25 protein-coding genes are annotated in these 25,884 nt (G+C 44.4%); 20 read left to right on the forward strand and 5 right to left on the reverse strand.

The features are described 5' to 3' along the window. The first annotated feature begins 5 nt into the window (after positions 1 to 5). The 8 genes from AC1DE7_RS13335 to AC1DE7_RS13370 all read left to right on the forward strand — a co-directional run bounded on the left by AC1DE7_RS13335 (position 6) and on the right by AC1DE7_RS13370 (position 9,592). A complete protein-coding gene (locus AC1DE7_RS13335; protein ID WP_477534551.1) occupies positions 6 to 1,865 on the forward strand; it encodes a non-ribosomal peptide synthetase in 1,860 nt (619 codons plus the stop codon). After that, positions 1,837 to 2,826, forward strand: a complete 990-nt coding sequence (locus AC1DE7_RS13340; RefSeq protein ID WP_477534552.1) for a C39 family peptidase — start codon at positions 1,837 to 1,839, stop codon at positions 2,824 to 2,826. The genes AC1DE7_RS13335 and AC1DE7_RS13340 overlap by 29 nt, the downstream gene beginning before the upstream one ends. After that, positions 2,816 to 3,556 (forward strand): thioesterase II family protein, encoded by a 741-nt coding sequence (locus tag AC1DE7_RS13345; RefSeq protein WP_477534553.1) that lies wholly within the window; start codon positions 2,816 to 2,818, stop codon positions 3,554 to 3,556. Before AC1DE7_RS13340 ends, AC1DE7_RS13345 begins: the two co-directional genes overlap by 11 nt. A 2-nt stretch (positions 3,557 to 3,558) precedes the next feature. After that, positions 3,559 to 3,813, forward strand: a complete 255-nt coding sequence (locus AC1DE7_RS13350) for an acyl carrier protein (RefSeq protein WP_127550003.1) — start codon at positions 3,559 to 3,561, stop codon at positions 3,811 to 3,813. 10 nt (positions 3,814 to 3,823) lie between these two features. Then, a complete protein-coding gene (locus AC1DE7_RS13355) occupies positions 3,824 to 5,572 on the forward strand; it encodes an ABC transporter ATP-binding protein (protein ID WP_282320543.1) in 1,749 nt (582 codons plus the stop codon). Between the two features lie 12 nt (positions 5,573 to 5,584). Next, the gene (locus AC1DE7_RS13360; RefSeq protein WP_477534554.1) at positions 5,585 to 7,306 is read left to right on the forward strand and encodes an ABC transporter ATP-binding protein; all 1,722 of its coding nucleotides are present in this window, start codon (positions 5,585 to 5,587) and stop codon (positions 7,304 to 7,306) included. A gap of 493 nt (positions 7,307 to 7,799) precedes the next feature. After that, positions 7,800 to 9,188 (forward strand): glycoside hydrolase family 30 protein, encoded by a 1,389-nt coding sequence (locus AC1DE7_RS13365; protein WP_340984496.1) that lies wholly within the window; start codon positions 7,800 to 7,802, stop codon positions 9,186 to 9,188. Next, positions 9,188 to 9,592, forward strand: a complete 405-nt coding sequence (locus tag AC1DE7_RS13370; protein ID WP_340984913.1) for an RICIN domain-containing protein — start codon at positions 9,188 to 9,190, stop codon at positions 9,590 to 9,592. The genes AC1DE7_RS13365 and AC1DE7_RS13370 overlap by 1 nt, the downstream gene beginning before the upstream one ends. 130 nt (positions 9,593 to 9,722) lie before the next feature. Here AC1DE7_RS13370 and solA read toward each other — a convergent pair whose 3' ends face one another. Then, entirely contained in the window at positions 9,723 to 10,856 is a 1,134-nt protein-coding gene (solA, locus tag AC1DE7_RS13375; protein ID WP_340984914.1) for an N-methyl-L-tryptophan oxidase, read from the reverse strand. A 131-nt stretch (positions 10,857 to 10,987) separates the two neighbouring features. On the opposite strand from solA, the gene AC1DE7_RS13380 reads away from it, so the two are divergent. The 6 genes from AC1DE7_RS13380 to AC1DE7_RS13405 all read left to right on the forward strand — a co-directional run bounded on the left by AC1DE7_RS13380 (position 10,988) and on the right by AC1DE7_RS13405 (position 15,625). Continuing rightward, complete coding sequence (locus tag AC1DE7_RS13380; protein WP_340984497.1) at positions 10,988 to 11,545, forward strand: GNAT family N-acetyltransferase; 558 nt, start codon at positions 10,988 to 10,990, stop codon at positions 11,543 to 11,545. Positions 11,546 to 11,655: 110 nt separating this feature from the next. Next, the gene (locus AC1DE7_RS13385; protein WP_339283863.1) at positions 11,656 to 12,411 is read left to right on the forward strand and encodes an exodeoxyribonuclease III; all 756 of its coding nucleotides are present in this window, start codon (positions 11,656 to 11,658) and stop codon (positions 12,409 to 12,411) included. A 232-nt stretch (positions 12,412 to 12,643) separates the two neighbouring features. Then, positions 12,644 to 13,627, forward strand: a complete 984-nt coding sequence (locus AC1DE7_RS13390) for an alpha/beta hydrolase (protein WP_340984499.1) — start codon at positions 12,644 to 12,646, stop codon at positions 13,625 to 13,627. Between the two features lie 47 nt (positions 13,628 to 13,674). Further along, on the forward strand, positions 13,675 to 13,821 hold the full coding sequence (locus tag AC1DE7_RS13395; protein ID WP_340984500.1) for a hypothetical protein: 147 nt from the start codon (positions 13,675 to 13,677) through the stop codon (positions 13,819 to 13,821). 32 nt (positions 13,822 to 13,853) lie between these two features. Then, positions 13,854 to 14,435, forward strand: coding sequence for a hypothetical protein (locus AC1DE7_RS13400; RefSeq protein ID WP_340984501.1), 582 nt, complete (start codon positions 13,854 to 13,856; stop codon positions 14,433 to 14,435). A 212-nt stretch (positions 14,436 to 14,647) separates the two neighbouring features. Then, positions 14,648 to 15,625: a diaminopimelate dehydrogenase gene (locus tag AC1DE7_RS13405; protein WP_445744913.1), complete on the forward strand. Its 978-nt coding sequence runs from the start codon at positions 14,648 to 14,650 to the stop codon at positions 15,623 to 15,625. 158 nt (positions 15,626 to 15,783) lie between these two features. On the opposite strand, the gene AC1DE7_RS13410 is transcribed toward AC1DE7_RS13405, so the two are convergent. Together AC1DE7_RS13410 and gdhA are read right to left on the reverse strand one after the other, a co-directional pair. Beyond that, the gene (locus AC1DE7_RS13410; protein ID WP_282320555.1) at positions 15,784 to 16,638 is read right to left on the reverse strand and encodes a pentapeptide repeat-containing protein; all 855 of its coding nucleotides are present in this window, start codon (positions 16,636 to 16,638) and stop codon (positions 15,784 to 15,786) included. A gap of 155 nt (positions 16,639 to 16,793) precedes the next feature. Then, entirely contained in the window at positions 16,794 to 18,179 is a 1,386-nt protein-coding gene (gene gdhA / locus AC1DE7_RS13415) for an NADP-specific glutamate dehydrogenase (protein WP_174806476.1), read from the reverse strand. A 388-nt stretch (positions 18,180 to 18,567) separates the two neighbouring features. Between gdhA and AC1DE7_RS13420 the strand changes: the two genes are divergently transcribed. The 5 genes from AC1DE7_RS13420 to AC1DE7_RS13440 all read left to right on the forward strand — a co-directional run bounded on the left by AC1DE7_RS13420 (position 18,568) and on the right by AC1DE7_RS13440 (position 23,039). Continuing rightward, positions 18,568 to 19,041: a GreA/GreB family elongation factor gene (locus tag AC1DE7_RS13420; RefSeq protein ID WP_051447473.1), complete on the forward strand. Its 474-nt coding sequence runs from the start codon at positions 18,568 to 18,570 to the stop codon at positions 19,039 to 19,041. Then, positions 19,031 to 19,537: a cation:proton antiporter regulatory subunit gene (locus AC1DE7_RS13425; RefSeq protein ID WP_036617317.1), complete on the forward strand. Its 507-nt coding sequence runs from the start codon at positions 19,031 to 19,033 to the stop codon at positions 19,535 to 19,537. Before AC1DE7_RS13420 ends, AC1DE7_RS13425 begins: the two co-directional genes overlap by 11 nt. A gap of 3 nt (positions 19,538 to 19,540) precedes the next feature. Next, complete coding sequence (locus AC1DE7_RS13430) at positions 19,541 to 20,746, forward strand: cation:proton antiporter (protein ID WP_076216431.1); 1,206 nt, start codon at positions 19,541 to 19,543, stop codon at positions 20,744 to 20,746. A gap of 519 nt (positions 20,747 to 21,265) precedes the next feature. Beyond that, on the forward strand, positions 21,266 to 21,982 hold the full coding sequence (gene exlX, locus AC1DE7_RS13435; protein ID WP_036668609.1) for an expansin ExlX: 717 nt from the start codon (positions 21,266 to 21,268) through the stop codon (positions 21,980 to 21,982). Between the two features lie 109 nt (positions 21,983 to 22,091). Beyond that, positions 22,092 to 23,039 (forward strand): alpha/beta hydrolase, encoded by a 948-nt coding sequence (locus tag AC1DE7_RS13440; protein ID WP_340984504.1) that lies wholly within the window; start codon positions 22,092 to 22,094, stop codon positions 23,037 to 23,039. Between the two features lie 69 nt (positions 23,040 to 23,108). Here the strand turns inward: AC1DE7_RS13440 and AC1DE7_RS13445 are convergent, their stop codons facing one another. Next, positions 23,109 to 23,987, reverse strand: a complete 879-nt coding sequence (locus AC1DE7_RS13445) for a PhzF family phenazine biosynthesis protein (protein WP_340984505.1) — start codon at positions 23,985 to 23,987, stop codon at positions 23,109 to 23,111. 195 nt (positions 23,988 to 24,182) lie between these two features. Here AC1DE7_RS13445 and AC1DE7_RS13450 point away from each other — a divergent pair, with 195 nt between their 5' ends. Next, positions 24,183 to 25,109 carry an NADP-dependent oxidoreductase gene (locus AC1DE7_RS13450; protein WP_477534555.1) on the forward strand — a complete coding sequence of 309 codons (927 nt, stop codon included), beginning with the start codon at positions 24,183 to 24,185 and terminating at the stop codon, positions 25,107 to 25,109. On the opposite strand, the gene AC1DE7_RS13455 is transcribed toward AC1DE7_RS13450, so the two are convergent. Further along, entirely contained in the window at positions 25,093 to 25,728 is a 636-nt protein-coding gene (locus AC1DE7_RS13455) for a type 1 glutamine amidotransferase family protein (protein ID WP_477534595.1), read from the reverse strand. The genes AC1DE7_RS13450 and AC1DE7_RS13455 overlap by 17 nt on opposite strands. Between the last annotated feature and the right edge of the window lie 156 nt (positions 25,729 to 25,884).

The following is a 25,884-nucleotide window of genomic DNA, read 5'->3' on the forward strand; positions in this document are numbered from 1 at the left end:
AATGGGTGATTGGATTGGATGACAAGGTTCGGAATACGATTCAGAACAGAATATCAGAAAGTTTCGCACAATATAAGGACTACTGTGCGGTGGAATATTTAAGTCGTCATATCACGTATTCAGAGTTATATAAGGACATGAATCGAATCACACAGTGGCTGCACGTGAACAATGTTGAGAAGGGCACATTTGTTGGTGTGTGCTTCCAGGATCGTTATATGGTAATTGCATCTATGCTTGGAATCTGGCAAGCCGGTTGTGTATTTGTGCCGCTTGATGCAGACTATCCAGACCAAAGATTGTTGTCGATGGCGGTCGCTTCCGATTTGAAATTGGTCATTACAGATTCTATGCCTGGACTTGTTTCACTAGAGCAAGCTGGGCTTAAGGTTCTAACGCTAGATCGAAAGCAATTGGACGATTTGTTATTTTCCGAACCAATGGAATCCGTTGAATATGATGAGGATGATGCAATATATATTTACTTCACATCGGGAACAAGCGGAACTCCCCATGCCATACTCGGTAGAAACAAAGGGCTCACTCATTATGTAGAGTGGGAAACTAGTGAATTCAAGTTATATAGAAAAAAGGTAAGTCAACTCACTTCTCCAGGTCATGATCCATTCCTTAGAGATATTTTAGTGCCCTTGTTATCAGGGGGGACAATCTGCATTCCCGAATCTAGGATGACTCTTCTGAACACCAATCAGTTAATGGATTGGCTAGAAAATAGAGGAGTTCAGTTAATTCATTGTACACCAAGTTTGTTTAAGAACATGACTTCTTTCAAGCCCAACAGAGAGCATTATAAGAGTTTGGAATATATCTTTTTGGCAGGAGAAGAGATCGTTCCGCAAAAGTTGAAATCTTGGTATGAGGCCATTGGAGATCGGGTACAGCTTATTAATCTGTATGGACCTACTGAAACGACGTTGGCTAAATTGTTTTATAGAATCAAACCCCAAGATGTGTATCGAGCTAGTATACCCATCGGTCAACCTATATCCGGAACTCGTGTCATTATATTGAATGATGATTTGCAGATGTGTCCAGTTGGAACAAAAGGTGAAATCATTATACGTACTCCGTATCGAAGTTTAGGGTATCTCCATGAGGAAAGTCTCAATCGCGAAAAATTTATACAGAATCCTTTTTCAGAGCGCGACAACGATTTGGTTTACAAAACTGGAGATATTGGAAGAGCATTACCCGACGGGAATATTGAGTTTTTAGGGCGAAAAGATAGACAGGTCAAAATTAGAGGACATCGGGTTGAATTAGCTGAGGTTGAGCGAGTGATCATGGCTTCCGGTCTTGTGAAAGACGTCGCTGTTATAGTGAAAGAAGCACCTTCCGAGGAGTTAGTTCTCATTGCTTACGTTATTCCAAATACGGAAATTAAAGCAAATGACGAACCTGTGTATCCATACGAAACCTATATCCGAAAAGTTGAGAACCATTTATTAGAACCAATGATTCCTTCGTACTTTATTGAGCTTTCTAAATTCCCTATTAACGCGAATGGAAAGATTGAGTATTCAGCTTTGCCTGAGCCTGAGATGGTTGAATATGTTTCGCCAGTCGGTCGCTTTGAACAAGAAATCTCCGAGATCTGGACGGAAATTTTGGGGGTTGAATTCATTGGAAGAGAGCATCACTTTTTACATTTAGGCGGAAACTCTATCAATATTATGAATATGATTGCTAAAGTATACGAAAAATACGAGGTGGATTTAACACTGGAAGTTATTTTTGAAAATTCTCGCCTCTCTGATATTGCTCGGTATGTAGAAGCGGAATATGTGGAAAGAAAAGAGGCGGGAGAGGAAGTACATGGCATTAAAAATCATTCAGGAGATTAAGCCGTTCAACCAATTTTTTTACAAAAGCTGTTTTTATAACGCCCTTTTCTCCGTGCTGGAATGGATGGATAGAAGCATCTATCCACATATTTCTAATGATATTATGTTTTATAGTCAAGACGAAGAAGTGCCTGGCATGCTGGATATGACATATTATCCTTTTCGAGATCCGGAATTAATATTTAAGGAAGAAAATTATGAAGTCTGCACAAGCCGGCGACAAGAAAATATTATAGAATACCTTGTCAGTTCAATACATCAGAATAAACCTGTTATTATATGGGTCGATTGTTTTTATGAAGATATTCGATTGGATATGTATCACAAGGAACATTGGGCCCACACGTTATTGATTGTGGGTTACAACGATGATACGAAGCAGTTTGCTATTATGGAACACTCCAACAAAGAATCCCTGAATTATGGATTGAAATGGATTTCTTATTCCAGTCTTAAAGAAAGCTACGATGCTTTTTTTCAACTGGATCATGCGGATGAGAATCTTATTTCCACGTATAGGTTTGAATCGAAGCAAGAGCCTTTTGTCTCTGATTGGATCGAAACATATGAGTACAACATATTTAAACATCGCGCTAAGTACACAGAGGGTATCAAACAACTGGAACAATATTCGGCTTGGTTTGGCGAAAAATGTCTAGAAGAAGGTGAGATACAGGCATATGCCGAGTCCATATTTCTAGGATTTAATCGCATTGTTGCAGCCAAACAAGTAGAGTGTGCGAGGTACTTTTATTTTGATAGTAAACCAGATCGGCTTCAGACAATAGGGGAAATATTGGATGCATGGAAGAATATCCGGGCAACTTGGGGCAAATTATATTTTTCCGATATGTACTCTCCTAATCAATTGATGGCTACCAAAGACATCTTAAACAGAATCATGGAAATGGAGAAGAGACTGATTAAAATTAATGGATGGGAGCACATCAATGAATACTGAAATGAAACCAGTATTATTTTGCATTCCTTATGCCGGTGGAAGCTCCTCTATTTATTATAAGTGGAAAAAGGAATTAGAGAGTACTATAAAGGTTATTCCGCTGGAAATGAGTGGTCACGGAAGCCGTCTAAACGAACCACTGTATTCCAATATTGATGAAGGTGCGCAAGATTTGTTAAGTCAATTAAAGAGAGGGGATATAGATACACCTTATATTATATTCGGCCATAGTTTGGGAGGAATGTTGGCTTACGAAGTTTCTAGAAAAATTCAAATATATGGTTATCCTCCACCAACTCGCATCATTATATCAGGATGTTTACCACCAGGTAAATTCGGGACTTCCAGGCAAGAAAAAGTCAAGGATATGGACGACGATCAACTAATAGAAACACTAAGGGATTTGGGAGGCACTTCGGAAATGTTGCTTGAGGAACCAGAGCTCCTTCGTTTGTTTTTACCCATTATCCGCAATGATTTCCATATAGTTGACAATTATCAGCATATACCAACAGAACCTCTTAATATTCCATTGTCGGTGTATATTGGCGAGCGGGATGTACCTTGTGACCTGAAGTCGGTGATGGAATGGCAACATTTCACTACGCTTCCTTGCACGGATGTTAAGGTTTTTCGGGGTGGTCACTTCTTCATTCATGAAGATGAGCAGTCAGTTCTCCAGCAAATCTCAGTTAAAACAAGTAACTTATCATGTACAGGGAGTGAATAAATATGAAGAACATAGAGCAACGTTTTTTCAATGTGATCCAAAAAGAATTTCCGGAGGCAGATATTGAATTTTCCATGGATACTAACTTGATCGACGCAGGAGTAAATTCAATCAGTTTTATTAAGCTTGTAATTCTCATCGAAAATGAATTTGATATTCAATTCGAAGAAACCAAATTAGACTTAAGTTACTTTCCAACGATTAGAGAAATCTTAGAGTATATTGAACAACAATCCAAAAGTGAAGACACGAACTAGAGGAGCCGAGATGGGAAAGACAGCCGTGTATTCGACACGTAAAACTTTTGCCAGACTAATCAAACATTCTAAAGCCTATGTTTTTCATTATCTTTGTTTATTGCTTATCATCTCATGTTTAGCCTTTGTTAACATAGGATATCTTGAATCTATCCGTAGAATCATATCAGGTGCAACTACAAAATCTCTTGATAGCGTTTATATGGGTGCCATTTTGGCGATAGGTGCAACCATTTTACAAGTTTTTTTAGGTCTTTTACAGGGTAGAGTCATGATTCGAGTGAAGAATAAATCTGTAACCGATATGCAACATCGTGTCTTGAATCAATTGCACGGTAAACAGCATGAATCCTTAGAAGGCTATCATAGTAGCGATCTTGTGGGTAGATTACTTCATTCTGTCGATAAGGCTCAATCAGGTGTAAATGAAAAATTTCTGGTTTTTTTCCAAAATGGCTTGCAAGTAATTTTAAGCTTAGCCTATTTCAGTTGGCTTAACCTTCCACTGACGATTGGATTGATTGGCTTTACTTTACTCTACCCGATCATCACGTATCCCATTTCACGTGTTCTGCGAAAGAATTATGACCATCAGGGGGATGAGATTGCTCAAAGAGATGTAGTTTTGCAGGAAGCGGTTCAGGGAGTTGAAGAAGTTCGCACATATCAATTGCAAAACTATTTTCGATATGTACTAGAAGGCAGGTTAAACAAAGTTTTAAGGCGGACACTTAAAATTTCCTTGTACGAGAGATCTGTCGATTCTCTGAATCGATTTGCTACCTTTGGTGGTATGATTTTCACGTTGGGTTTCGGTGGGTATCAAGTCATTCAAGGGGAGTTACTTGCAGGGACATTAGCTACATTTGTAGTCACCAGCGGTCAACTTATCAATCCTCTATTGTCCATATCCAGTTTGTGGACTGAGATGATTCAATCTATAACACAAGCACAGCGAGTTTTCACCATTAGTGATCTGCCAGAGGAAAATAATAAAACTTTTACTGGAAATTCGAGCTCCGTTTCTCAAACTTCCCATTCTATTATGTTTAGTAACGTAGGTTATCGTTATTCGAACGGAAATAATGGGGTGAAGAATATATCTTTTCAAATAGAAGCAGGTCAGATGCTGGCCGTTGTCGGACCAAGTGGAGCAGGCAAATCGACTTTGATGAAGTTGATGTTACGACTGTATACTCCTTCAGAAGGAGTAATAAAAAGTGGTCAAGTGTCCATAACAGATATGGATCTTAACGAATGGAGATCTAGTCTGGGTTATGTCTCCCAGGATGCAATCGTTTTTAGTGGTTCTGTTAGAGAGAATATCTGCTTTGGACTAAGCGATATATCTATGACCGAAGTGGAGAATGCAGCGAAGCTTGCACATTTGCATGATCGAATATTAATGCTCCCTCAAGGTTATGAGACATGTATTGGAGAGCGTGGAGTTCAGCTATCCGGAGGAGAGGTTCAGCGGCTTGCACTTGCAAGGGTATATTTACGGAAATCACCTATCCTGTTATTGGATGAACCGACTTCCGCATTAGACCTCGAAAATGGAATAAAGTTCAGGGAATCACTGGATCGTTTAGTTCAAAGCTGTACAACGATTGTCATAGCTCATAATTTGGATACAATACGCTCTGCGAACAAAATTGTCTACATGAACGAAGGAACTATTGAAGAAATGGGGAGCCATGAAGAACTGATGAATAATAAAGGGAAGTATTATCAACTTATACAGAGCAAGGTTTTGTGAGGGGGAAGGCACTTGGAACTTCGTTTTAGCACACGACAGACTGTATCTCTTATATGGTCTTACACTAAGAAATACGGAATTTTGCTTGTGTTTCTTCCTTTTTTAATGTTAGTTGATGTCATTTTTGAATTAGGCGTTGCGAAAATCCAGGGATTATTTATTGACACGGCAACCACCAGTACTAAAGAGCACTTATTTTATCTTGTTCAAATTGTGGTCGCTTTATTAGTTGCAGGTATCCTGTTATTGGCTGTGCATCGTCATATTATTGTCAAAGTTTTGGGCAATGTCCATCGTGATTTAACGTTGAAGTTGTTTGCAGTACTAAATCATATGCCTTATGAAGAAATAAAGAAATATCATTCTGGCGAACTCACTTCACGCTTAAAAGAGGATATTGAACATGGTTCGCAAATTATTGAAGCTATAATTGAATTTATCACCGTGTTGTTGCTTATTATCTTATCTTTTGTTTACTTGATTCGGATTGATCTGGTATTGGCATTGTTGGGGGCAGTGGGTTCCCCGGTTCTTTTTCTGATTGGTCGTATATTTGATCGGAGGATTCGATATCAGGCTAGTCGTGTACAGGAGGATGAAACGAAGTTAAGAGAAACATCACAAGAATTTATTCAAGGTTTGCCAGTTATCAGAATGTATGGTGCCAAATCTCTTTACCTTAACCAATTTATGGAACAAAGGAGAACGCTTAACCATTCCCAAACAAAGCTTGCCATGTCCAACGCGATGAGCCGGATTTTTACGGAAAGTAGCTTTCAGCTTGTGTATGTAACCGCTCTGATCTTTATTGCTATTGCGGCTTCCAGAAATACGTTAACGCCAGGAAGCATAGTGACATTCAGCGTTCTATTTGAATTAGTGATATGGCCCGTAATCGGGTTGTCCGATCAGTATAGTCGTTTGCAAGAAGGAGTAGGAGCCTTTCAACGCATTAATAAGTTTTTAAATACAAAGAGTAGCACAGATGAGATCGAATCCGTTCATTCGAATGATAGGAAACCAGTTCAGGAAGATACGATAATCTTCATGAGAGATGTCTCTTATCAGCCTCAAAATAGTGAACAAACGATTCTAAGACATATCAATTTTGAATTGAAAAAAAGAGAGAAAGTTATTGTTATAGGAAGTAGCGGTTCGGGTAAATCGACATTTTCGAAAATATGCTCTGGACTTTACCAACCTACCAGTGGCGAATTCAGATCAGCAATTGATAAGTCCGTTTACGTTGGTCAATCCATATTCTTGTTCTCGGGTACAGTAGGAGAGAATATTAAATTAGCTATGGACGAAGCCACGGAACTGGATATTCGTCATGCAGCCTCCTTGGCGGGAGTAAACGAAGATATTGAACGGTTGCCTCTATCTTATGACACATCCTTAAGTGAGAAGGGAGACAATTTCTCCGGTGGGCAGAAACAGCGTTTAGGCTTGGCAAGGGCATTTATTCATCAGAATAGTCCATTGATAATTATGGACGAACCCACATCAGCATTGGATCAAGGGAAAGAACAAATCATAATAAATGCCTTGGAGAATTTCCTGCAAAATAAAGCTGCAATACTGATTACCCATCGTTTGAATCTAATTCCTTTGGCAGATCGCATTATCCTCATGGAAGATGGTCGAATTGCTGAGGATGGGACTCACGACGAACTAATGAAGTTAAATGGTAAATATCGAAAGCTCCAAGACATAAACAATACAGATGAATGATAGATTGTTAACTTCGAATGTGCATTGACTTAATGAATTTCTCCTAATCTTCTTGGCTGGTGGAATCGCAAGATTCGTTGATTTTCGATTCAGTTTGATGAGGATCGGGCTAAGAGGATGGGGGATGTTAGGGAGGCTTAGAACAACGAAATGTTGAGCAGACATAATAAAAGATTTTTATAATATGTAACCGTTTACATAAAATACTAATGTTCATCCATGATCTGTGAAGGGAGTGAAGCTTCATGTAAGTGGAATTCGAACAGATGGTCTATATTATGTCGTCTATACCACGAACTGGTCAGGTAATACCATCGGGATACCGGGTTATTTCCTGCGCAATAATAATTTTGTGTCCCGAAAAGTCCAAGGATAACAGCGATCGGCAAGTTGTTCTGACATCGGAGTGCTAGATACAAATATTCTTTAATTGAACTTATATCGTTGTGTTCATTCAAAGGGACTTAATCATATCCCGTAAGGAGTGAAGTGCATGAAGGGGTTGAAACAAATGAACGCATATGCTGCAGGAGCCTATACGGCTGTTGCCGATCCATCGAAGCAATATCAGACGATGGAAGGATGGGGAACATCCCTCGCGTGGTGGGGCAAAGTGGTTGGAGAATATTCCAATCGGGATGAGTATGTGGAGAAAATGTTCAACGCTAATACCGGACTCGGGCTGAATATCCTGCGGTACAACATTGGAGGCGGGGATAATCCATCATCCAATATCCTTGAATATCGCAAAGCCGTTCCTGGTTACCAGCCTTCTCCGGGCGTGTATGACTGGAATGCAGATGAAAACCAACGATATATGCTGCAAGCTGCCAAAGCTCAAGGCGTGAATGTCATCGAAGCTTTTGCGAATTCCGCACCTTACTGGATGACGATCAGTGGTAATGTGTCCGGTTCGGCCAATGGTGGTAACAACCTCAAGCCTGATTACTACGATGATTTTGCCGATTACTTAACCGAGGTTGTAAAGCATTTTCGGGATAACTGGGGGATCACATTTGATAGTGTAACTCCGCTGAATGAACCGATCTCGACGTGGTGGAAGCAGGGCAATGACCAGGAGGGCATGCACTTTGACCGGGCGGATCAGAACACAATTCTGAGTCAGGTACAAGCTTCGTTGAATGCAAAGGGCCTGTCCACAAAGCTGAGCGCACCGGAAGAATACAGTATCGATGATACCAATGTGTCGTTCAACAGCTACAGCAATGCGGTTAAATCAGCGATCACTCAGATCAACACTCATACGTATGGCGGAAGCAATCGTACTGCTTTGCGCAACACAGCGACGTCTGCGGGCAAACATCTGTGGACCTCGGAATATGGAGATGGGGATGCAAGCGGACTTACGATGTCACGGACCATCCTCAAGGATATTCGCAATATGGGCGCAAGTGGATGGGTGTATTGGCAAGCCGTCGATAGTGCAGAAGGATGGGGATTTTTCAAGAACGTGTTGAACAATACGCAAACGACCAGTTACACCGTGAACCAAAAATATTATGTTATGGGCAATTACAGTAAATTTATTCGTCCTGGATACAAGATTATCGGCATGAGTGATGCCAATACCCTTGCAGCTTATGATGCAGCTTCCGGCAAAGTTGTGCTGGTTACAACCAATTCGGAGTCGACGGATACAACGGTAACCTATGATCTCAGTCGTTTTACTAACACAGGCACGTCTGCTCAAGTATATCGGACCTCTTCAACAGAGAAGTTGCAGCAACTGACCAATATTTCAGTGCAAAACAAAACCTTTACCGCTACGGCCAAGGCCAATTCGGTCACAACCTACGTCATTTCCGGTGCAACTTACAATGGCGGTGTACAGGATATGAATCCGGGGCCATCTACAAATTAATCAACCGCAACAGTGGACTTGCACTCGATGTTAACGGTGCTTCTTCTACGGGTGGGGCAACAATCATTCAGTGGAATGATAATGGAGCAGCCAACCAACAGTGGAAGCTAGAGTCCGCAGGTAACGGATATTACAACATCCGCAATGTGGGCAGTGGGCTTTTGCTGGATGTGAATTCGGGTTCTACACAAGGCGGAGCCGCTCTGATTCAGTGGCAGGATAACGGGGGCAACAATCAACAATGGCTGCCAATTGATGTGGGAGGATATGTGGTACTTGCGAATCGAAACAGTGGCCTGACGGTTGACATCAATCAAGGTTCTCTGACCGCAGGTGCCTCCACTATTCAGTGGGCCGACAATGGCGGGGCCAATCAGCAATGGAGCCTAGTCAAAGTTAATTAGTGTGAGTACACATGAATTAAACGTTATTACGTGTCCTTTTTTCTTGGAGGTGCAGTGCTCTAAGCAACACTGCACCCTCAAGAAAAGTAGCTATTTTAGACATACATATATTCATCCACCCAGCTGGTACTTAACGAAAACGGGATAGGGTGAACCTGCTAATATCCTGATCCGTGTGCCCCGTTTGCACCAAGTCGGATAGAATCTGCCCAACGGCACTTGCAAACTTGAAGCCATGGCCGGAGAAACCGCCTGCGAGCCACACACGTTCATGGGCAGGGTGTCGGTCGATAATAAAATCTTCATCCGAAGTGAATTCATACTTGCACACACTACCACGTTTCAATTCTCCAGCTGCCTGAGGCATATGAAGTTCGAGCAGCCTGCGCAGATCCCCCTCGTCCGTTTCTTCCGTACCAAAAGGAGCCATTGTACTTCCTGGTGTCCACACCTGGCCCGTATCATGACGACCCATCTTCAGACCTGATCCGCCAATGCTTGGAAATCCATAATATGTACCTTCTTTTCCTGCCAGTGTAAAACCGGGGAAGTGCTCCTCGCCGTATAAAGCTTCTGGTGCATCAAACCATCCAACCGTTTTACGCACTGCCTGAATGGGGAGATCCACGAAAGGTTTTAATGTCTGAAACCAAGCGCCAGCGCTCAGGATGATTTGATTTGCATGGTATGTCTCACCACCGGAAGTCTGAACTGCCACGGAATGTGGTCCGTATTCGATATGCTCCACCCGAGTGTGTGTTAACAAGGTGGCACCATGAGCCTCGGCTGCTTTGCGAAAGGCACGAATACAAGGTTCACTATACAAATAACCCGCATCCGGTTCATACATGCCCTCGTAATGTTCAGGTATTGTAATACCTGGCCAGCGTTTCATCACCTCGGCTGCATGCAACGTTTCATACCGAATACCTGCATCATCTGCATGGCTCAATCGGTTGTGGAAGGAATGAATCTCCGGATCAACCACATTTATTACACCGGAAGGAACAAACAGTTGGTCTCCGGTCGTTTCCTCCAGCTCGTGCCATAACTTCTGTGCAAGTAATGCCATGGCAATATAGTCAGGCCCACCACTGTACACATGGCGCATCAGTCTGCTATCCCCGTGATGACTTCCTTCCGTATGCGGAGGATCAAAGGCATCGATTAATAAAGTTTTGTATCCACTGCGCGATAGATAATACCCAGCACTCATACCCATGGAGCCGGCTCCAACGATAATAACGTCATATGATTGTGTGATAATAGCACGTCCTCTCCTATGTATCCTTTTCTACAGTAATGCCTTAATAGAACATATTAATAGTAAAAGCTTGATGAAGGCAAGTGTAGTAAAATGGACTTCTACAATGAATGTTGCAAAGGAGACTTCGCATGAGTGAGCAATTTAGGTTTGATCTATTTCCATTAATTCAGACAGAACGATTCATCCTCCGGTCAGCTGTGGCTGGAGACAGCCATGATCTGCTCGCGTTATATTCCGATGAAGCTGTGGTTCAATATATGCCATTCACTCCCTTTGAATCCGTAGAGGATGCACAGGGTGAGATGAATTGGTATACGAAGATTTTCAAGGAACACACGGGTTTACGCTGGATGATTGAAGACCGTGAAACTCGTAAAGTGATCGGAACCTGTGGGTTCCTGAACTATGAAGATGTACATAACCGTGCAGAGATTGGATACGATTTGCGTTCCTCTTTCTGGGGCCGCGGTGTTATGACGGAAGTGGCCCGTGCTGTGTTACATTTTGGATTCACAAGCATGCAGCTCAACAAGATCGAAGCAAAGGTTGAACCGGAGAACGAGGCGTCAATTCACCTGTTACATAAACTTGATTTTCAACAGGAAGGTGTACTGCGGCAGCATGAGTTTGAGAAAGGCAGATATATTGACCTTGCGGTGTTCTCTAAGTTACGAAGCGAAATATAGGCAAGCTAGCCCCATAAGGATTCCAATGACTCCATCTCATTCCAGAGCCGTAAGGCTTGTCCCTCTGAATGAGCCCATGCTATATTGGAGGGATGTGAGGAGATGAGGATATGAAGCTGGTGTCCTGGAATGTGAATGGCTTAAGGGCATGTGTGACCAAAGGATTCATGGATTATTATCGGGAGAGTCAGGCAGACATTTTCTGCCTTCAGGAGACCAAATTGCAAGCCGGACAGATTGAGATGGACCTGGGGGAAGATGTTTATCAATATTGGAATTATGCGATCAAAAAAGGTTATTCCGGTACGGCTGTATTTAGCCGAATCAAGCCTTTATCCGTTCGTTACGGGATGGAGGAGGACAGCGAGCCGGAAGGACGGGTGCTTACACTCGAGTATGATGAGTTTTATCTGGTGAACGTCTATACCCCTAACGCGAAGCGGGATCTGACCCGGCTGCCTTACCGTCTAGAATGGGAGGATCGATTCCGGGGGTACATTCTGCAATTGGAGCAGACTAAGCCGGTTATCGTCTGTGGTGACCTGAATGTGGCTCATCAGGAGATTGACCTGAAGAATCCGAAGCCCAATCTGGGCAATTCCGGATTTACCCTTGAAGAGCGTGGCAAGATGACTGATTTGCTTGCTTCCGGGTATGTAGACAGCTTCCGCCATCTGTATCCGGATCGTACGGATGTATACAGCTGGTGGTCTTATATGCCTAAGGTTAGAGAACGGAACGTGGGCTGGCGCATTGATTATTTTCTCGTATCCAATCAATTGGCACCTAAGGTGGCAGATGCGCATATCGACTGCCACGTGATGGGCAGTGATCATTGCCCGGTGGGTCTTACGTTGCAACTATAGGTAAGGATCATCATGAGATAGATTGAGGTAAGAGTTTTAGAATACAAGTATAGATGAACTGCAAGTTTCCTGAATGGGAGATTTGCAGTTTTTTTGCGTCACAGGTAGGGGAGGGACACTGGACTTTGGTTGGGGAAAGAACTGGACTCGGGATTGTTTCAATCCCGCTATTTCTTGGGTACGATTGAAGCATACATATATAGATGAACCTTTGGGGTAAGGGGTAGAGAAGATGAAGAAGGGGTTACGGAGAGGGTTAAAAGTGCTGGGAGGCATCATGCTTGCCACAGGACTTTTGCTGCTGGCAGGTACAGCGTATGAAGCGTATCAATCCACGCAGGATATGAAGTCCTATCCCCCGCCAGGCAAGTATTATGAAGTGAGTGGTCGCAACATGCACCTCTACTCTGCTGGCAAAGGAGAGGTAACCGTGGTGTTTGCCTCAGGCTGGGGTACACCTAATCCGTATGTAGATTTCAGTCCGCTATATGACAAGTTGAAATCACAGGTGAAAATTGCGGTATATGATCGGTTCGGGTACGGATACAGCGACTATACGGATGACCCTCGTGATGTTGATACCATCTCGGAAGAGATCCACCAATTGCTGCGCACATCCGGTCAACGTCCCCCTTACATCATGGTCGGTCACTCCCTGGGGGCGCTGGAGACACTGCGGTTTGCGCAAAGGTATCCTGATGAGGTGGCCGGCATGGTCATGATCGATGGCGGAAGCCCGGAGTATTACAGTCGTACAGGCTTGAATACACCAGAATGGATGATGGATTGGTCCCGTTTTCTGGTGAAAACAGGCATCGCACGAACATTGCTGCAATCGGATCGCATGATGGCATCTCTGGTCATTGACCCAAATCTGGTAACGGAACCGATGAAAAAAGCCGTCACGATATCCACGCTGAGACATGCGTACAATGACAATGTCATGGAAGAGGTTCGAAATTCCAGAACAAATGCAGCGTGTGTGCTTGAGAACAAAACGAAGTTTGGCTTCCCCCTGACGATCCTCACAGCCGGTTCGGAGGAGTCGGATGAGGACAGTCATGCTTGGCAGGCCGACCAAGCGAATTTTGCTTCATGGTCAAGACACGGAACACAGCTGACAGTTCCACAAGCGACACACAGTATCCACAACAGTCAACCGGATATTGTCGCCGCCGAGATCATGAAATTAGTGACACCGTCCAGTGACCTATGAGTAACATGATTCCACAAATACATGATGAACAGGAGGAGGAGGGATGGATGAAAAAGTTTAAAGTAATCACCCGCTTCCTGTCCATTCTTGTAGTCAGTTGTCTATTGTCTCTAAGTGTATTATCTGTATCTGTGATATGGGTTAAAAATAACGTTCATGCGTTGCCTGTGATCCAGCCGTTTGAACGTGATTAGCACATGAAACTAAGAAGAAGGAGTGGTAACGGATGGTAAAGAGAAGGAAATATGTGTTGGCCTGTGCGGCATTAGCGATGATGGTGGCCTTGAGTGCTTGCAGCAGCGCGGCAGACGAACCGACAGGTGATACTGAGAAGGTGGACACCGAAGTTACCTCCGGAACTGGTGAACAAGCGACTAATGAAGGTGCAAGCGAAGCAACAACAAGTGCAGTGACCGAAACGGAGGGTACGACTGCGCCAACCGATTCGGATTCAGAGCGTGGTGAGGAAGCAACTGCTGGAACCAATGAGTTGCCGGAGAACTTGCCAAGTGATTTCCCGTTGCCGGAAGATGCTACGATTCGTTTAGCCAATTCTGGTGAGAATGAAGGCAATCAATCGGCCATGGTGATTTTCTCCACTGAACAAGATATGAAAACCGTATCCCAGCTGTATAAAGATTACTTCAACGCCAAAAAGTTGACCGATGCAGGTCAGACGATCGATGACAAAAATATTATCATTCAGGGAACCGATCCGGAAACGCAGGATGCCTGGTCCTTGATTGGAGGAACATTGGCGGGACAGGAAGGCGTCATTGAACTGACGTTGACCTGGACAGAATCATAAGCAGAAGATAAGGGCTATTTTTCTTTCCTGCTAACTTTCTTCCTAAAATAACGAATGAACGCCATAATACCTTGCATACGGAGCCGCATTATTGCTGCACCGCTGCAAGGTATTTTTATTTCGAACTGGAAACCTGACAGGTTACATGATATGTTATATCATTATAAACAGAGTAATAGACAACTATAGAAGAAGACAGGAGAGGATTGAACATGATTAGAGTGGGTATTGTTGGTTACGGTAACTTGGGTAAAGGTGTAGAGAAAGCCATTTCCCAGAACGAGGATCTGGAACTGATTGCTGTGTTTACACGTCGTAATCCGGAGCAGATGGTCGCTGAAAGCACAGAAGTACGTTTTGAGCATATCTCTGTAGCGGAGCAATACATAGGCAAGGTTGATGTTATGATCCTCTGTGGTGGTTCTGCAACCGACCTTCCAGAGCAGACACCAGCCATCGCCAAGTTGTTCAATACGGTAGATAGCTTCGATACACATGCAAAGATTCCTGAATTCTACAAGGAAGTTAATGCTGCGGCAGAGCAAGGCGGTCACGTCAGTGTCATTTCCACAGGTTGGGACCCAGGCTTGTTCTCCATGAACCGTCTGCTTGCACAGTCCATCCTGCCAGAAGGAAAAGAGTACACGTTCTGGGGCAAAGGTGTGAGCCAAGGCCACTCGGATGCTATTCGTCGTGTTCCAGGCGTTAAGGCGGGTGTACAGTATACTGTACCTGTTGAAGAGGTGATCAACCGCATTCGTGCAGGGGAGACACCAGAGCTGTCTACACGTGAGAAACATCTGCGTCAATGTTATGTGGTAGCAGAAGATGGTGCTAATCAGGATGAGATCCGTGAGACGATTGTGTCGATGCCTAACTACTTTGCAGATTACGATACAACTGTAACGTTCATTAGCGAAGAAGAATTGAAATCCGAGCATGAAGGTATGCCGCATGGTGGATTTGTAATTCGCAGTGGGGTTACAGGTGCTGGTCAAAAGCAAATTATTGAATTTGGTCTGAAACTCGACAGCAATCCTGAATTTACAGCAAGCGTACTTGTAGCGTATGCAAGAGCCGCACAACGCTTGAGCGTGGAAGGACACAAGGGAGCGAAAACGGTATTTGATATTCCGCTCGGTCACTTGTCTCCAAAATCTGCTGAAGATCTTCGCCGCGACTTGTTATAATTCTGATTCGTTCCAGTGATTTTATAGAAACAGCTCGTCCTTGGATGTATAGGACGAGCTGTTTTTTTGCTGTTGCTGTATACGATTCATACATTCATATGAATTGGCAGGTACTATCCTGCTTGTATCCCTGCCCGTGCTCTTGTGGAAATGGCACCCTACACCCAGTGTGAGGGAATGTTAAGATGATCCGGCAACTTGGTATTCACATTACCTTTGGCTGCATTAATCTGGGATTGCGTCAGGAAGATGCCACCTCTCAGGTCTGCATCGCCCAGATCCGTATCCCGCAAGTCCGCGCCAATCCAATCCGCATTTCGTGTATCTGCATATCGGAGATCGGCTGCGATCATTAAAGCCCCTCGGAAGCTTGCACCCCGCAGGTCAGCCCCTTTTAAATTGGCACCAAAAAAGTCACTTCCGGTACGTTTTTTACTCTTCTTCGACTGTCCTTGTCCTTGAGCGGTGGGTGGCACATTCGCGCGTACCATCTCACTTGCCTGGACCAAGAGTTGATTCACACTGGACCGATAATTGGCGATGTCCAGACGGAGGAGTGCCGCAGGCTCCAGATTGCTCAAGCGCTCAACCTCCTCATATAACTCACCAAATGCCGAGTGAAGGGATGACGTCTCCGGTCTCATCATCATTTCCTTCATATAACTGAGCAACTCGTGAAGTTGTCGCAAGGCAGGCAGACAATCGAACATCTCGTTTGCAGACTCTGGATGATCACGCCAATCTTTGCCCGCGTAGGTCACTTGGGACAGCTTCTGTCCAGCTCCGAAACAGTCGTATACCGTGCAACCTTTGAACCCTTTCTGCCGAAGCTGGGTATGGATACCGCAGCGATTGTCCGTGCGCAGATTGGGACAGGGTGTGCCGCTGGCTTTATCAAAAGCAAAGTCAGATGACTTGCCATAGGGCAAGGCAACACAGCACAGGCCAAAACATTGCTCACAGTCTGCGCTAAGATGAGGACTCGCAGTGCTGGCAAATGGTTGGTTAGACAATGTAAACACTTCCTTATAATAGTACAAATAGATGGAATTACGTCAGTACCACTTTACCATTGCATTGCGATTAGAGCAATTGAAGACAAGGAAAAAAGGGCAGTTACCCAAATGGATGGGAACGCCCTTTGATCGTGGAGAATCACGTATTTAAATTAAACTACACCTTGAGCAATCATGGAATCCGCTACCTTGAGGAAACCGGCGATATTCGCTCCGGCTACGAGGTTGCCTTCACAGCCATACTCTTCAGCAGCTTCTACACAGCTGGTGTAGATGTTCTTCATGATGTCATGCAGCTTGGCGTCTACTTCTTCAAATGACCAGGACAACCGCATGCTGTTCTGTGACATTTCAAGAGCAGACACGGCTACACCTCCGGCATTAGCCGCTTTGGCTGGACCGAACAGCACGCCTGCACCGTGGAAGACGTCAATGGCAGCCAGGGTGGAAGGCATATTCGCCCCTTCGCCAATGGCCTTCACGCCACCTTTGATTAGAAGGGCCGCAGCTTCTTCATCGATCTCATTTTGCGTTGCACATGGAAGAGCAATATCACAAGGGATAGACCAGATGCCTTCACAGCCTTCGGTATATGTAGCATGCGGGTGTTCTTTGATGTATTCGCTGATGCGAAGACGATCAACCTCTTTCAGACGTTTCACAGTATCCAGGTTGATTCCTTGTGGATCGTGTATGTAGCCACCTGAGTCACTACACGCCACGACTGTAGCTCCAAGCTCCTGTGCCTTCTGAATGGCATAGATGGACACATTACCAGAGCCAGAGACAACGACTGTGCTGTCTTGGAAGCTGAGCCCCTTGGATTGCAACATCTCCTTCACGAAGTACACACAGCCGAAGCCAGTAGCTTCCTTACGTGCCAAGCTTCCTCCGTACAGCAGACCTTTTCCTGTCAATACGCCTGCCTCATGCCCGCCATGAATACGTTTGTATTGGCCGAACATGTAACCGATTTCCCGTGCGCCAACACCAATGTCACCTGCCGGTACATCCGTATCGGAACCGATATATTTGTACAGCTCTGTCATGAAGCTTTGCGTGAAACGCATGACTTCCAGATCCGATTTTCCTTTGGGATCGAAGTCAGAACCACCTTTACCGCCGCCAATGGGCAGACCGGTCAAAGCATTTTTGAAGATCTGTTCGAAGCCAAGGAACTTGATGATGCCCGAGTATACAGAAGGATGGAAGCGAAGTCCGCCTTTGTAAGGGCCAATGGCACTGTTGAATTGCACCCGGAATCCACGGTTAACCTGAACTTTGCCCTGATCATCTACCCATGGGACACGGAATGTGATTACACGTTCAGGTTCAACAAGCTGTTCCAACAGACTATGGTTCTTATACTTGGGGTGTGCTTCAATAACAGGAATAAGGGAATCCAGAATTTCTTTGACAGCCTGATGGAACTCATCTTCGTGCGGATTTCTGGCGACAACCGACTCGTAAACGGAATGAACATATTCTGCGGCAGTAACTTGAACGGACTCTGTAGTTTCTTTTGTTATCGTGGACACTTTTTCGATGCACTCCTTTATTGTGTTAAAGTCTGTAGAGGCTTGTTTGCATAAATTGAATAAAAGTTTGTAGTTAAATATACAGGAAAGCAAATAAAAATACGAGATGAAAATTCATAAAATGTTTTTTATGCAGTAATTAAAATGTTCTATGGATCTATCATATGATGTGAAGAATTAAGTTATTAAATGGAAGATATGACCACAAATGATAATAAAAAAGCAAGTTAGACGAATATACTGGATTAAAATATTAGTTTTGGTAAGATGGTAAGAAGGTCTCGTATTCCGGGATCTTTTTAAAATATAAAGGAGGAAAACAAGATGATGAAGAGAAACATGCCAATCAACATGGAGAACAAGGCTTGTATAGGGGGTGAAATTTATTATGAACCATAGGACCTCCCGCCATAATTGCAGAGAGAAGCTGGTGAGCCAGCTATTTACATTCGGTGAAGAGAAAAGAACATTTCTCGACGCCTATTTCGACGCGCGTGATCCAGAGCGGATACAATTGGAAAAACAATTGTCCGCATATACAGAGTATGTGGAAAAACTGCTCCTGGGTCCTGATGAAGATCTGGACTCAGCTGTATTGATCGGCAGTCATATTGATTTTGAATATCTCGATTTTCATACGTCAGATTCTTTCATGATTGTCATGCCAGAGGATACTAATCCTGATGAGGGTCGTATTTCCTTCCTCTCTCCAGTAGGGAGTCAATTACTGCTTGGCAGTAAAGGGGAAGTTAAGTCTGTTCATACACCATCAGGTTCCATGAGAATCCGCATTACGGGGATCGAGCTGAAAAGCGAAACCTTGAACGAGCCGGCGCTAGGGGGTGCAGATCATGCACTTTAAAGAGACGGACTTACCAGGGATTGGACGTAAATACTGGCTGCATACCCGTAGTGGTGAGCATTTGGTCATAGTGATTCATAACGACGAGCGACGTGACCTGTTCCATATGGAGTCGGGAGATACACCTGAAGAGGTGGGTGATATGGTATCTCTTGTCACCCTGGACGATGATGAAGCCCGGGCGGTAGCCGCTATTGTTGGTGGTATGACCTATAAACCGAAGTTTCAGGATGAGCGTGAAGTGATGCTTGAAGGGCTGTTAATCGAATGGCTACGGATTGAGCCTCACGCCGCAAGCGTAGGCATGACGATTGGTGAACTGGATATCCGTCAGGCCACGGGCGCCGTAATTCTCGCTGTTGTGACCAAGGATAAGGAGAAGCATTTTAATCCAGGCCCGGATTATGCTTTTACCGCTGGAGCTACAATTGTAGTTGCCGGTGAACGGAATCAGATCAAACATCTCAAACAATTGTTAACTGATGGACGGACTTAGCCTATGGATATGCTCATATTCGAAGTGGGAATTGCCGTTGCGCTGATTACACTTACTGGGCTGATATCTTCACGATTACGATTTTCGGTCATTCCTTTCTATATCCTGATTGGTATGGCTGTTGGACCACATGCACCACAAATTGGCATAGTGGATTTACGTTTTATCGAAAGTTCGACCTTTATTGAATTTATGGGCAGGCTTGGCATTTTGTTTCTGCTATTTTATCTGGGTTTGGAGTTCTCGGTCTCCCGGTTATTAAAGTCTGGCAAAGCCATTCTGACCGGGGGCATGTTCTATGTGGGCCTGAATTTTGTCTCTGGATTGCTGTTGGGGTGGTTCATGGATCTGCCCCTTCAGGAGACACTTGTTGTCTGCGGGATCATGACCAGCTCTTCTACAGCCATTGTAGCTAAAGTGCTCGTTGATCTGAAACGCACGGCAAACCCTGAAACAGAGATTATTATGGGCATGATCATGTTCGATGACTTGTTCATCGCGATTCATATCTCTATCCTGACCGGGCTTGTGCTCAGCGGGGCAACTTCATTCTTAAGTGTTCTGTTAGTATCGCTGTCTGCCCTGCTGTTTATTGTGCTGTTCCTGATTATTGGCAGGAAAAGCATCAAATATATTGATAAGGCACTGAATATCAAGTCATCAGAGTTGTTTCTGCTTACCGTCATGACACTGCTCTTCCTGGTAGCAGGTTTCTCGGAGACGCTGCACGTAGCGGAAGCTATTGGAGCGTTGATGATGGGGCTTGTCTTAGGCGAATCAAGACATGTGAGTCGGATTGAACATCAGATCATGCCTTTCAAAGATTTTTTTGGTGCAATTTTCTTCTTCAGTTTTGGCCTGACCATCGAGCCGGCTTCACTTGGCGGAGCTGTTGGGATGACGATTATTGCCGTTATTCTGACGATTGCCAGTAACTATGGTGCAGGTATGATCGCTGGCAGACTGGCTGGAATGAGCCCTAAGGCCTCATTGAATGTGGGCTTTACCCTGGTCTCGCGGGGCGAATTCTCCATTATCATGGCGAACATCGGCAAGGCCGGAGGGCTGATGGCATCTATCCAATCGTTTGCCGTGTTGTATGTGTTAATTCTGGCTGTGCTGGGGCCTATCCTGACCAAAGAATCTCCGCGGATTTACGCATCGTATGAGCGACTAAGGAAGCGGATGAAACGAAGGGAAACGGGTTGAGTCAAACGCTGTCTGTCCTAGGACAGACAGGTTATTCTGACCGTAGTGTTTAATAGGCGCCACACCATTTGGAGAGCGAAATTACTCCAGGGTGTGGCGTTTTTTTATTACTGGGAACCCATCCAATACAGCCTTGTTATTATACCTACTTCACCCAATTATGTTATGTATCCATATCTTGTGCGTGGTCGTGAATGTTTAAGTCCACGGGCAGGACTATAGATGTGATTTGGTAGAGAGGGATTGAAAATAAGAAGTTATTATGTAAAATAATGTTATATTCAAATCTAGTAGTTGAACCAACCATTTACACGAGAACGTAGAGGACAGAAGAAACCTGAAGAAGCGGAGCGTTCGCCTTTATCAACAGATTTTCACCTTTGTAAAATTGAATCAAAAAATCTGGGGATAACAGTGATCGGAAGGTTATTCTGTCATCGGAGTGGCAAGTGTAAATATTCTTTAGTTCAACTTATGTTTCAATGTAACAGAAGGTAGAATGACGAGGAGGAATAGCTCATGAACAAGAAAAGTAGATTTCAACGGTTAAAATGGGCCGGTACAGGGATGTTGCTCAGTCTCGTATTATTTGCTCTGCCTGCATCTGCTGCATGGAACGATACATATCAGGGTTACGCGACGTATACAGGCTCAGGTTACTCGGGAGGTGCAGTGTTGCTTGATCCCATCCCGGCGGACATGAAGATTACTGCACTTAATCCGTTTCAACTCAATTATAACGGTGTCAAAGCTGCTTTAGCGGGAGCCTATCTCGAGGTGCAGGGCCCTAAAGGCAAAACAACCGTCTATGTAACAGACCTTTATCCAGAAGGCGCCAGCGGAGCGCTGGATCTCTCACCGAATGCCTTTAACCTGATCGGTGATCCAAAGGCAGGTAAAATCGATATCAGCTGGAAAGTGGTCAAAGCTCCAATTCAAGGCAACGTCTCTTATCGGATCAAGGAAGGCAGCAGTCAGTGGTGGGCAGCCATTCAGGTTCGTAATCACAAATATCCGGTGCTGAAGTTCGAAGTGAAACAGAAGGATGGTACGTGGCTCAATCTTGAAAAGCAAGACTATAATCATTTCCTCGGAACTGGACTGGGCAAAGAAAAACTAAACGTTCGTATTACCGATATTCGCGGTCAGGTATTAAATGACACGATCCCGGCTCTGCCTAATGATGGGTCAGGCGGTGCATATATCGTACCGGGCAATGTGCAGTTTCCCGATTGACAGATATACGAAGGTGTTATAAAAAGAAGTATGGTCATAGACGTATTCTTAACGAAAAGTCGTACACTGTACGGCTTTTTTTGTATACGAGAAGAGGAGAATGTAACGTATGAAAAAAAGTTTGCCTTCATATCAGACAACACATCCCTATTGGAAACAGTATCAGGGCTTTTTCCCGGAAGAAGTGAGGTTAGGGGAGCATACAGCTCCTGAGGAAGAATGGTGGGAGTCAAATGGGGTTCATCTGCATATCGATCGCTTGCCTGCGCCGGAGTCTTCAATCAAAATTCTGTTCATTCATGGTGCGGGAGGCAATGGCAGGTTGCTCGCTCCGTATGCCCGCATGTTGCAGCGACATGGATACGAGGTGGTATCGCCAGATCTTCCGCCATATGGGTTAAGTTACGCAATGTCTGGTACACGTATTAACTACGAACTATGGATAGAGTTGCTTGTGTCACTCATCGAACGGGAATACAAGAATGATGGCAAGCCAATCGTTGTATTGGGAAGTAGCATCGGAGGTATGCTTGCCTATCACACCAGTGCACGCAGCAAGCGTGTTAAGGGTTTGATCGCAACTACATTTGTAGACACGAGTAATCAGGAAATGCGAGATCAGCTTGCACCGAATCGTCTGGTAAGCCGGGCGGGAAAACGGATGATGGATCTGTTCCCTGGTCTGCTGAATCATGTACGTATTTCGGTCAAACAGGTATCCCGAATGCAACTGATTACTAATAACCAGGACTTAACCGGGCTTATTATGAATGATCCACAAGCGGCAGCTACACGTATTCCGTTGGAATTATTAAGAACATTCCTTAATAAAAAACCGGAGGTAAGCCCGGAACAGTTCAGCCAGTGTCCGGTCCTGTTGGTTCACCCTGAACTGGACCCCATGACACCGATCAGGTTCAGCCAATCTTTTTTTGATCGTCTGGTGGTGGACAAGGAATGTGTGATCTTGGAAGGGGCAGGTCATTTTCCTATAGAGCAGCCAGGGCTGAACCAGTTGGAGGTAGCGGTACTACGATTTTTACAACAAATTCAATGATGAACACAGGCTACTACACTGCTTCGCATAAGATAGTTTACATATCCTAAGTACGTAAAACACCTCCCACTAAGGGAGGTGTATTTGAATGTTTTTGATATGAATTGCACTACCGCCAACCTGAATCTGTGTGATTTCATTAGAGCTGTCCAGTGTTAATCTGGATCGGATCTCAGAGGGGCGGTTCATGGTATACCCTTGTCTGATCGTGTACGTGTGAAGATGAGGATCTGTAAGCTGGTTGTATTGGGATAAATAACAGAGCATGGCACCATTGGATGTGCCTGTCGCGCTCTCTTCCGGTATATCATAAAGCGGTGCAAAATTACGGCATTCTGCCAGAACGTCCTCAGCATCTGATTCGAGTGTAAACACATGATAACCTATGGCATGATGAGCCTTGCATATTTCAGTGATACGCTGGAAGTCAGGGTCGATTTTGGTCAGAACATTAACATCTCTAACAGCTATCAGGATATCGGGTAGCCCGGTAGATACGATCTGTACAGGTAGTTCGGCGTTCAAATCCTCCATAGAAATACGTAACGAATCGGCAATCTGCTGTCGATCCACGATCTCCCCAAACTCCGGCAACGTCTGAGACAGATAGACTTCTCCATTGACTTCGATATCAACTTTAAGAATTCCGGCCAGTGTCTCCAGTGTATATGTACCAACATTAACGAGATGTTGTGTCTTCATTAGATAAAATAAAGCAATTGTGGCATGTCCACATAGATCGACTTCATCACTTGGGGTGAAATAACGTACTTTGAAATCAGCCTGATCCGACGGCATGACAAACGCAGTCTCTGAAAAACCGACTTGTCTGGCAATCTCCTGCATCTGGGTTTCAGACAAATGCGCTGCTTGTAAAACAACACCTGCGGGGTTTCCGCCATGAGCCTTGTCCGAAAATGCATGTAATGTACTTACTTCCACTTCCATCGTGTTACCTCGCTTGTTAAGTTATTGGGTTAAGATTTAACGTAATCGATAATCGATATTATATCACGATTGTTGAACGGGCTTGTGAATCCCAGATTGCTGTGAATTTTGAATGAATAGGTCAAGTGACGGCAGGGAAAGGGTAATGAAGGGAGAGAGCATAACGATAATCCATTGGAAAGGCTGGGATCTCTAATGAAAGCAATTGTGATTGAGGAATTTGGTGGAGCGGAACAATTGAAGGAAAAGGAAGTAGCCAAGCCAGTATGTGGAGTGAATCAGGTGTTAATTCGAACACATGCCACGTCGGTGAACCCGGTGGACTTCAAAATCAGACAAGGTGATATGAAAGAAGCAGCGGAGAATTTTCCGTTGATTCTGGGCGGCGATGTTGCGGGTATTGTGGCTGAAGCAGGTTCAAATGTCACGCGGTTTAGAGAAGGTGATCGGGTATTTGCGCGTCCGCGTCAATTCGGAACTTATGCAGAATATGTTGCTGTTGATGCAGACATTATTGCCCGTATACCGGAGAGCTTGAGTTTCGAGGAAGCGGCAGCGATCCCCCTGGCAGCGATGACGGCTTGGCAAGCCCTTGTGGATCATGGACGTTTAGGCAAAGGGCAGAAGGTACTCATTCATGCTGGTGCAGGTGGTGTGGGAACGTATGCCATTCAGATTGCCAAGTCCCTCGGCGCTGAAGTGGCTTCCACGGCAAGTGAATCAAACGAAGCGTTGCTTCGCTCGTTGGGTGTGGATCATTTTATCAACTATAAAAAAGAAGATTTCTCGGAGATTCTCTCCGGTTATGATGTTGTGCTGGACACCATGGGCGGTGATATTCAGCGCGATAGCTTCAAGGTGTTAAAGTCTGGCGGGCATCTGGTATCCTTGGTGGAAAAACCGGATGAGAAGCTTGCCAAGGAAGCCGGAGTAACGGCCAACGTCTTCATGATGGAGCCCAAAGGGGATCAACTGGATCAGCTGGCTGAACTGGCTGCGGAAGGCAAGCTCAAATCGATTATTGATGGAACGTACCCGCTAACTCAACAGGGAGTAAGGGAAGCACATGAGAAGAGTGAAACCCATCATACCCGCGGGAAACTGGTTATTCAGGTGCAATAGAATTCATTAACTCGTAGAAGTATTTGGACTCATGAGTCTGATATAGATTGTACCAGGCCTGTAAGGTTTCTGGTGCAAAGACATTCAACAGCTTTAACACATGCATTGTAAATTCTAACGGAGCTATTCCAGATGCAGTAACTAGATTTCCATCGGTTACTGCAGGCTCCGTTACATAATAGGTTTCTCCTGTATAATCTGGGCATATCATCTTCAGGTATTCTAAATCATTGCTTGTATGCTGTCTGGAATCCAGTATCCCTATTTTTGCAAGTGCAACTGTCGCACCGCAAATCGCCGCAATAACCGTACCCTCTTCTATAGAGGCAGCAACTTTTTTCAATAGGGGATCATGGATGGTATCCATCCAGGTGTTTCCTCCTGGAAGAATGATGACATCGTCACCTTTCAATGTACATTCATCAATAGAAATATGAGGAAGGATGTTCAATCCGCCCATGGTAGTTACCGGATGTTTATCCACGCCTACGGTTACGACCTGTAAAGGCTGGATCTCTTTCCTGAAATACCTTCCCGAGTTCAATTCAGCAGTTAGATAGCCTACCTCCCAATCTGCCATCGTATCAAATACATATAGATATACGTTCTTCGTTTGCATCATACATGCTCCTTTTGTTTTCATGATTGAATGGATTACTCTTGTATTATAAATTAACTTCACTGACATCTACGGTCAGTGAAGTTTTTAAATTTGAAAATTAACAGCCCTAAGAACCAATATAGGGACTGCTCCCCAATTGTAGTGGAATAAGAT

This window comes from Paenibacillus sp. 10L310, from assembly GCF_056395745.1.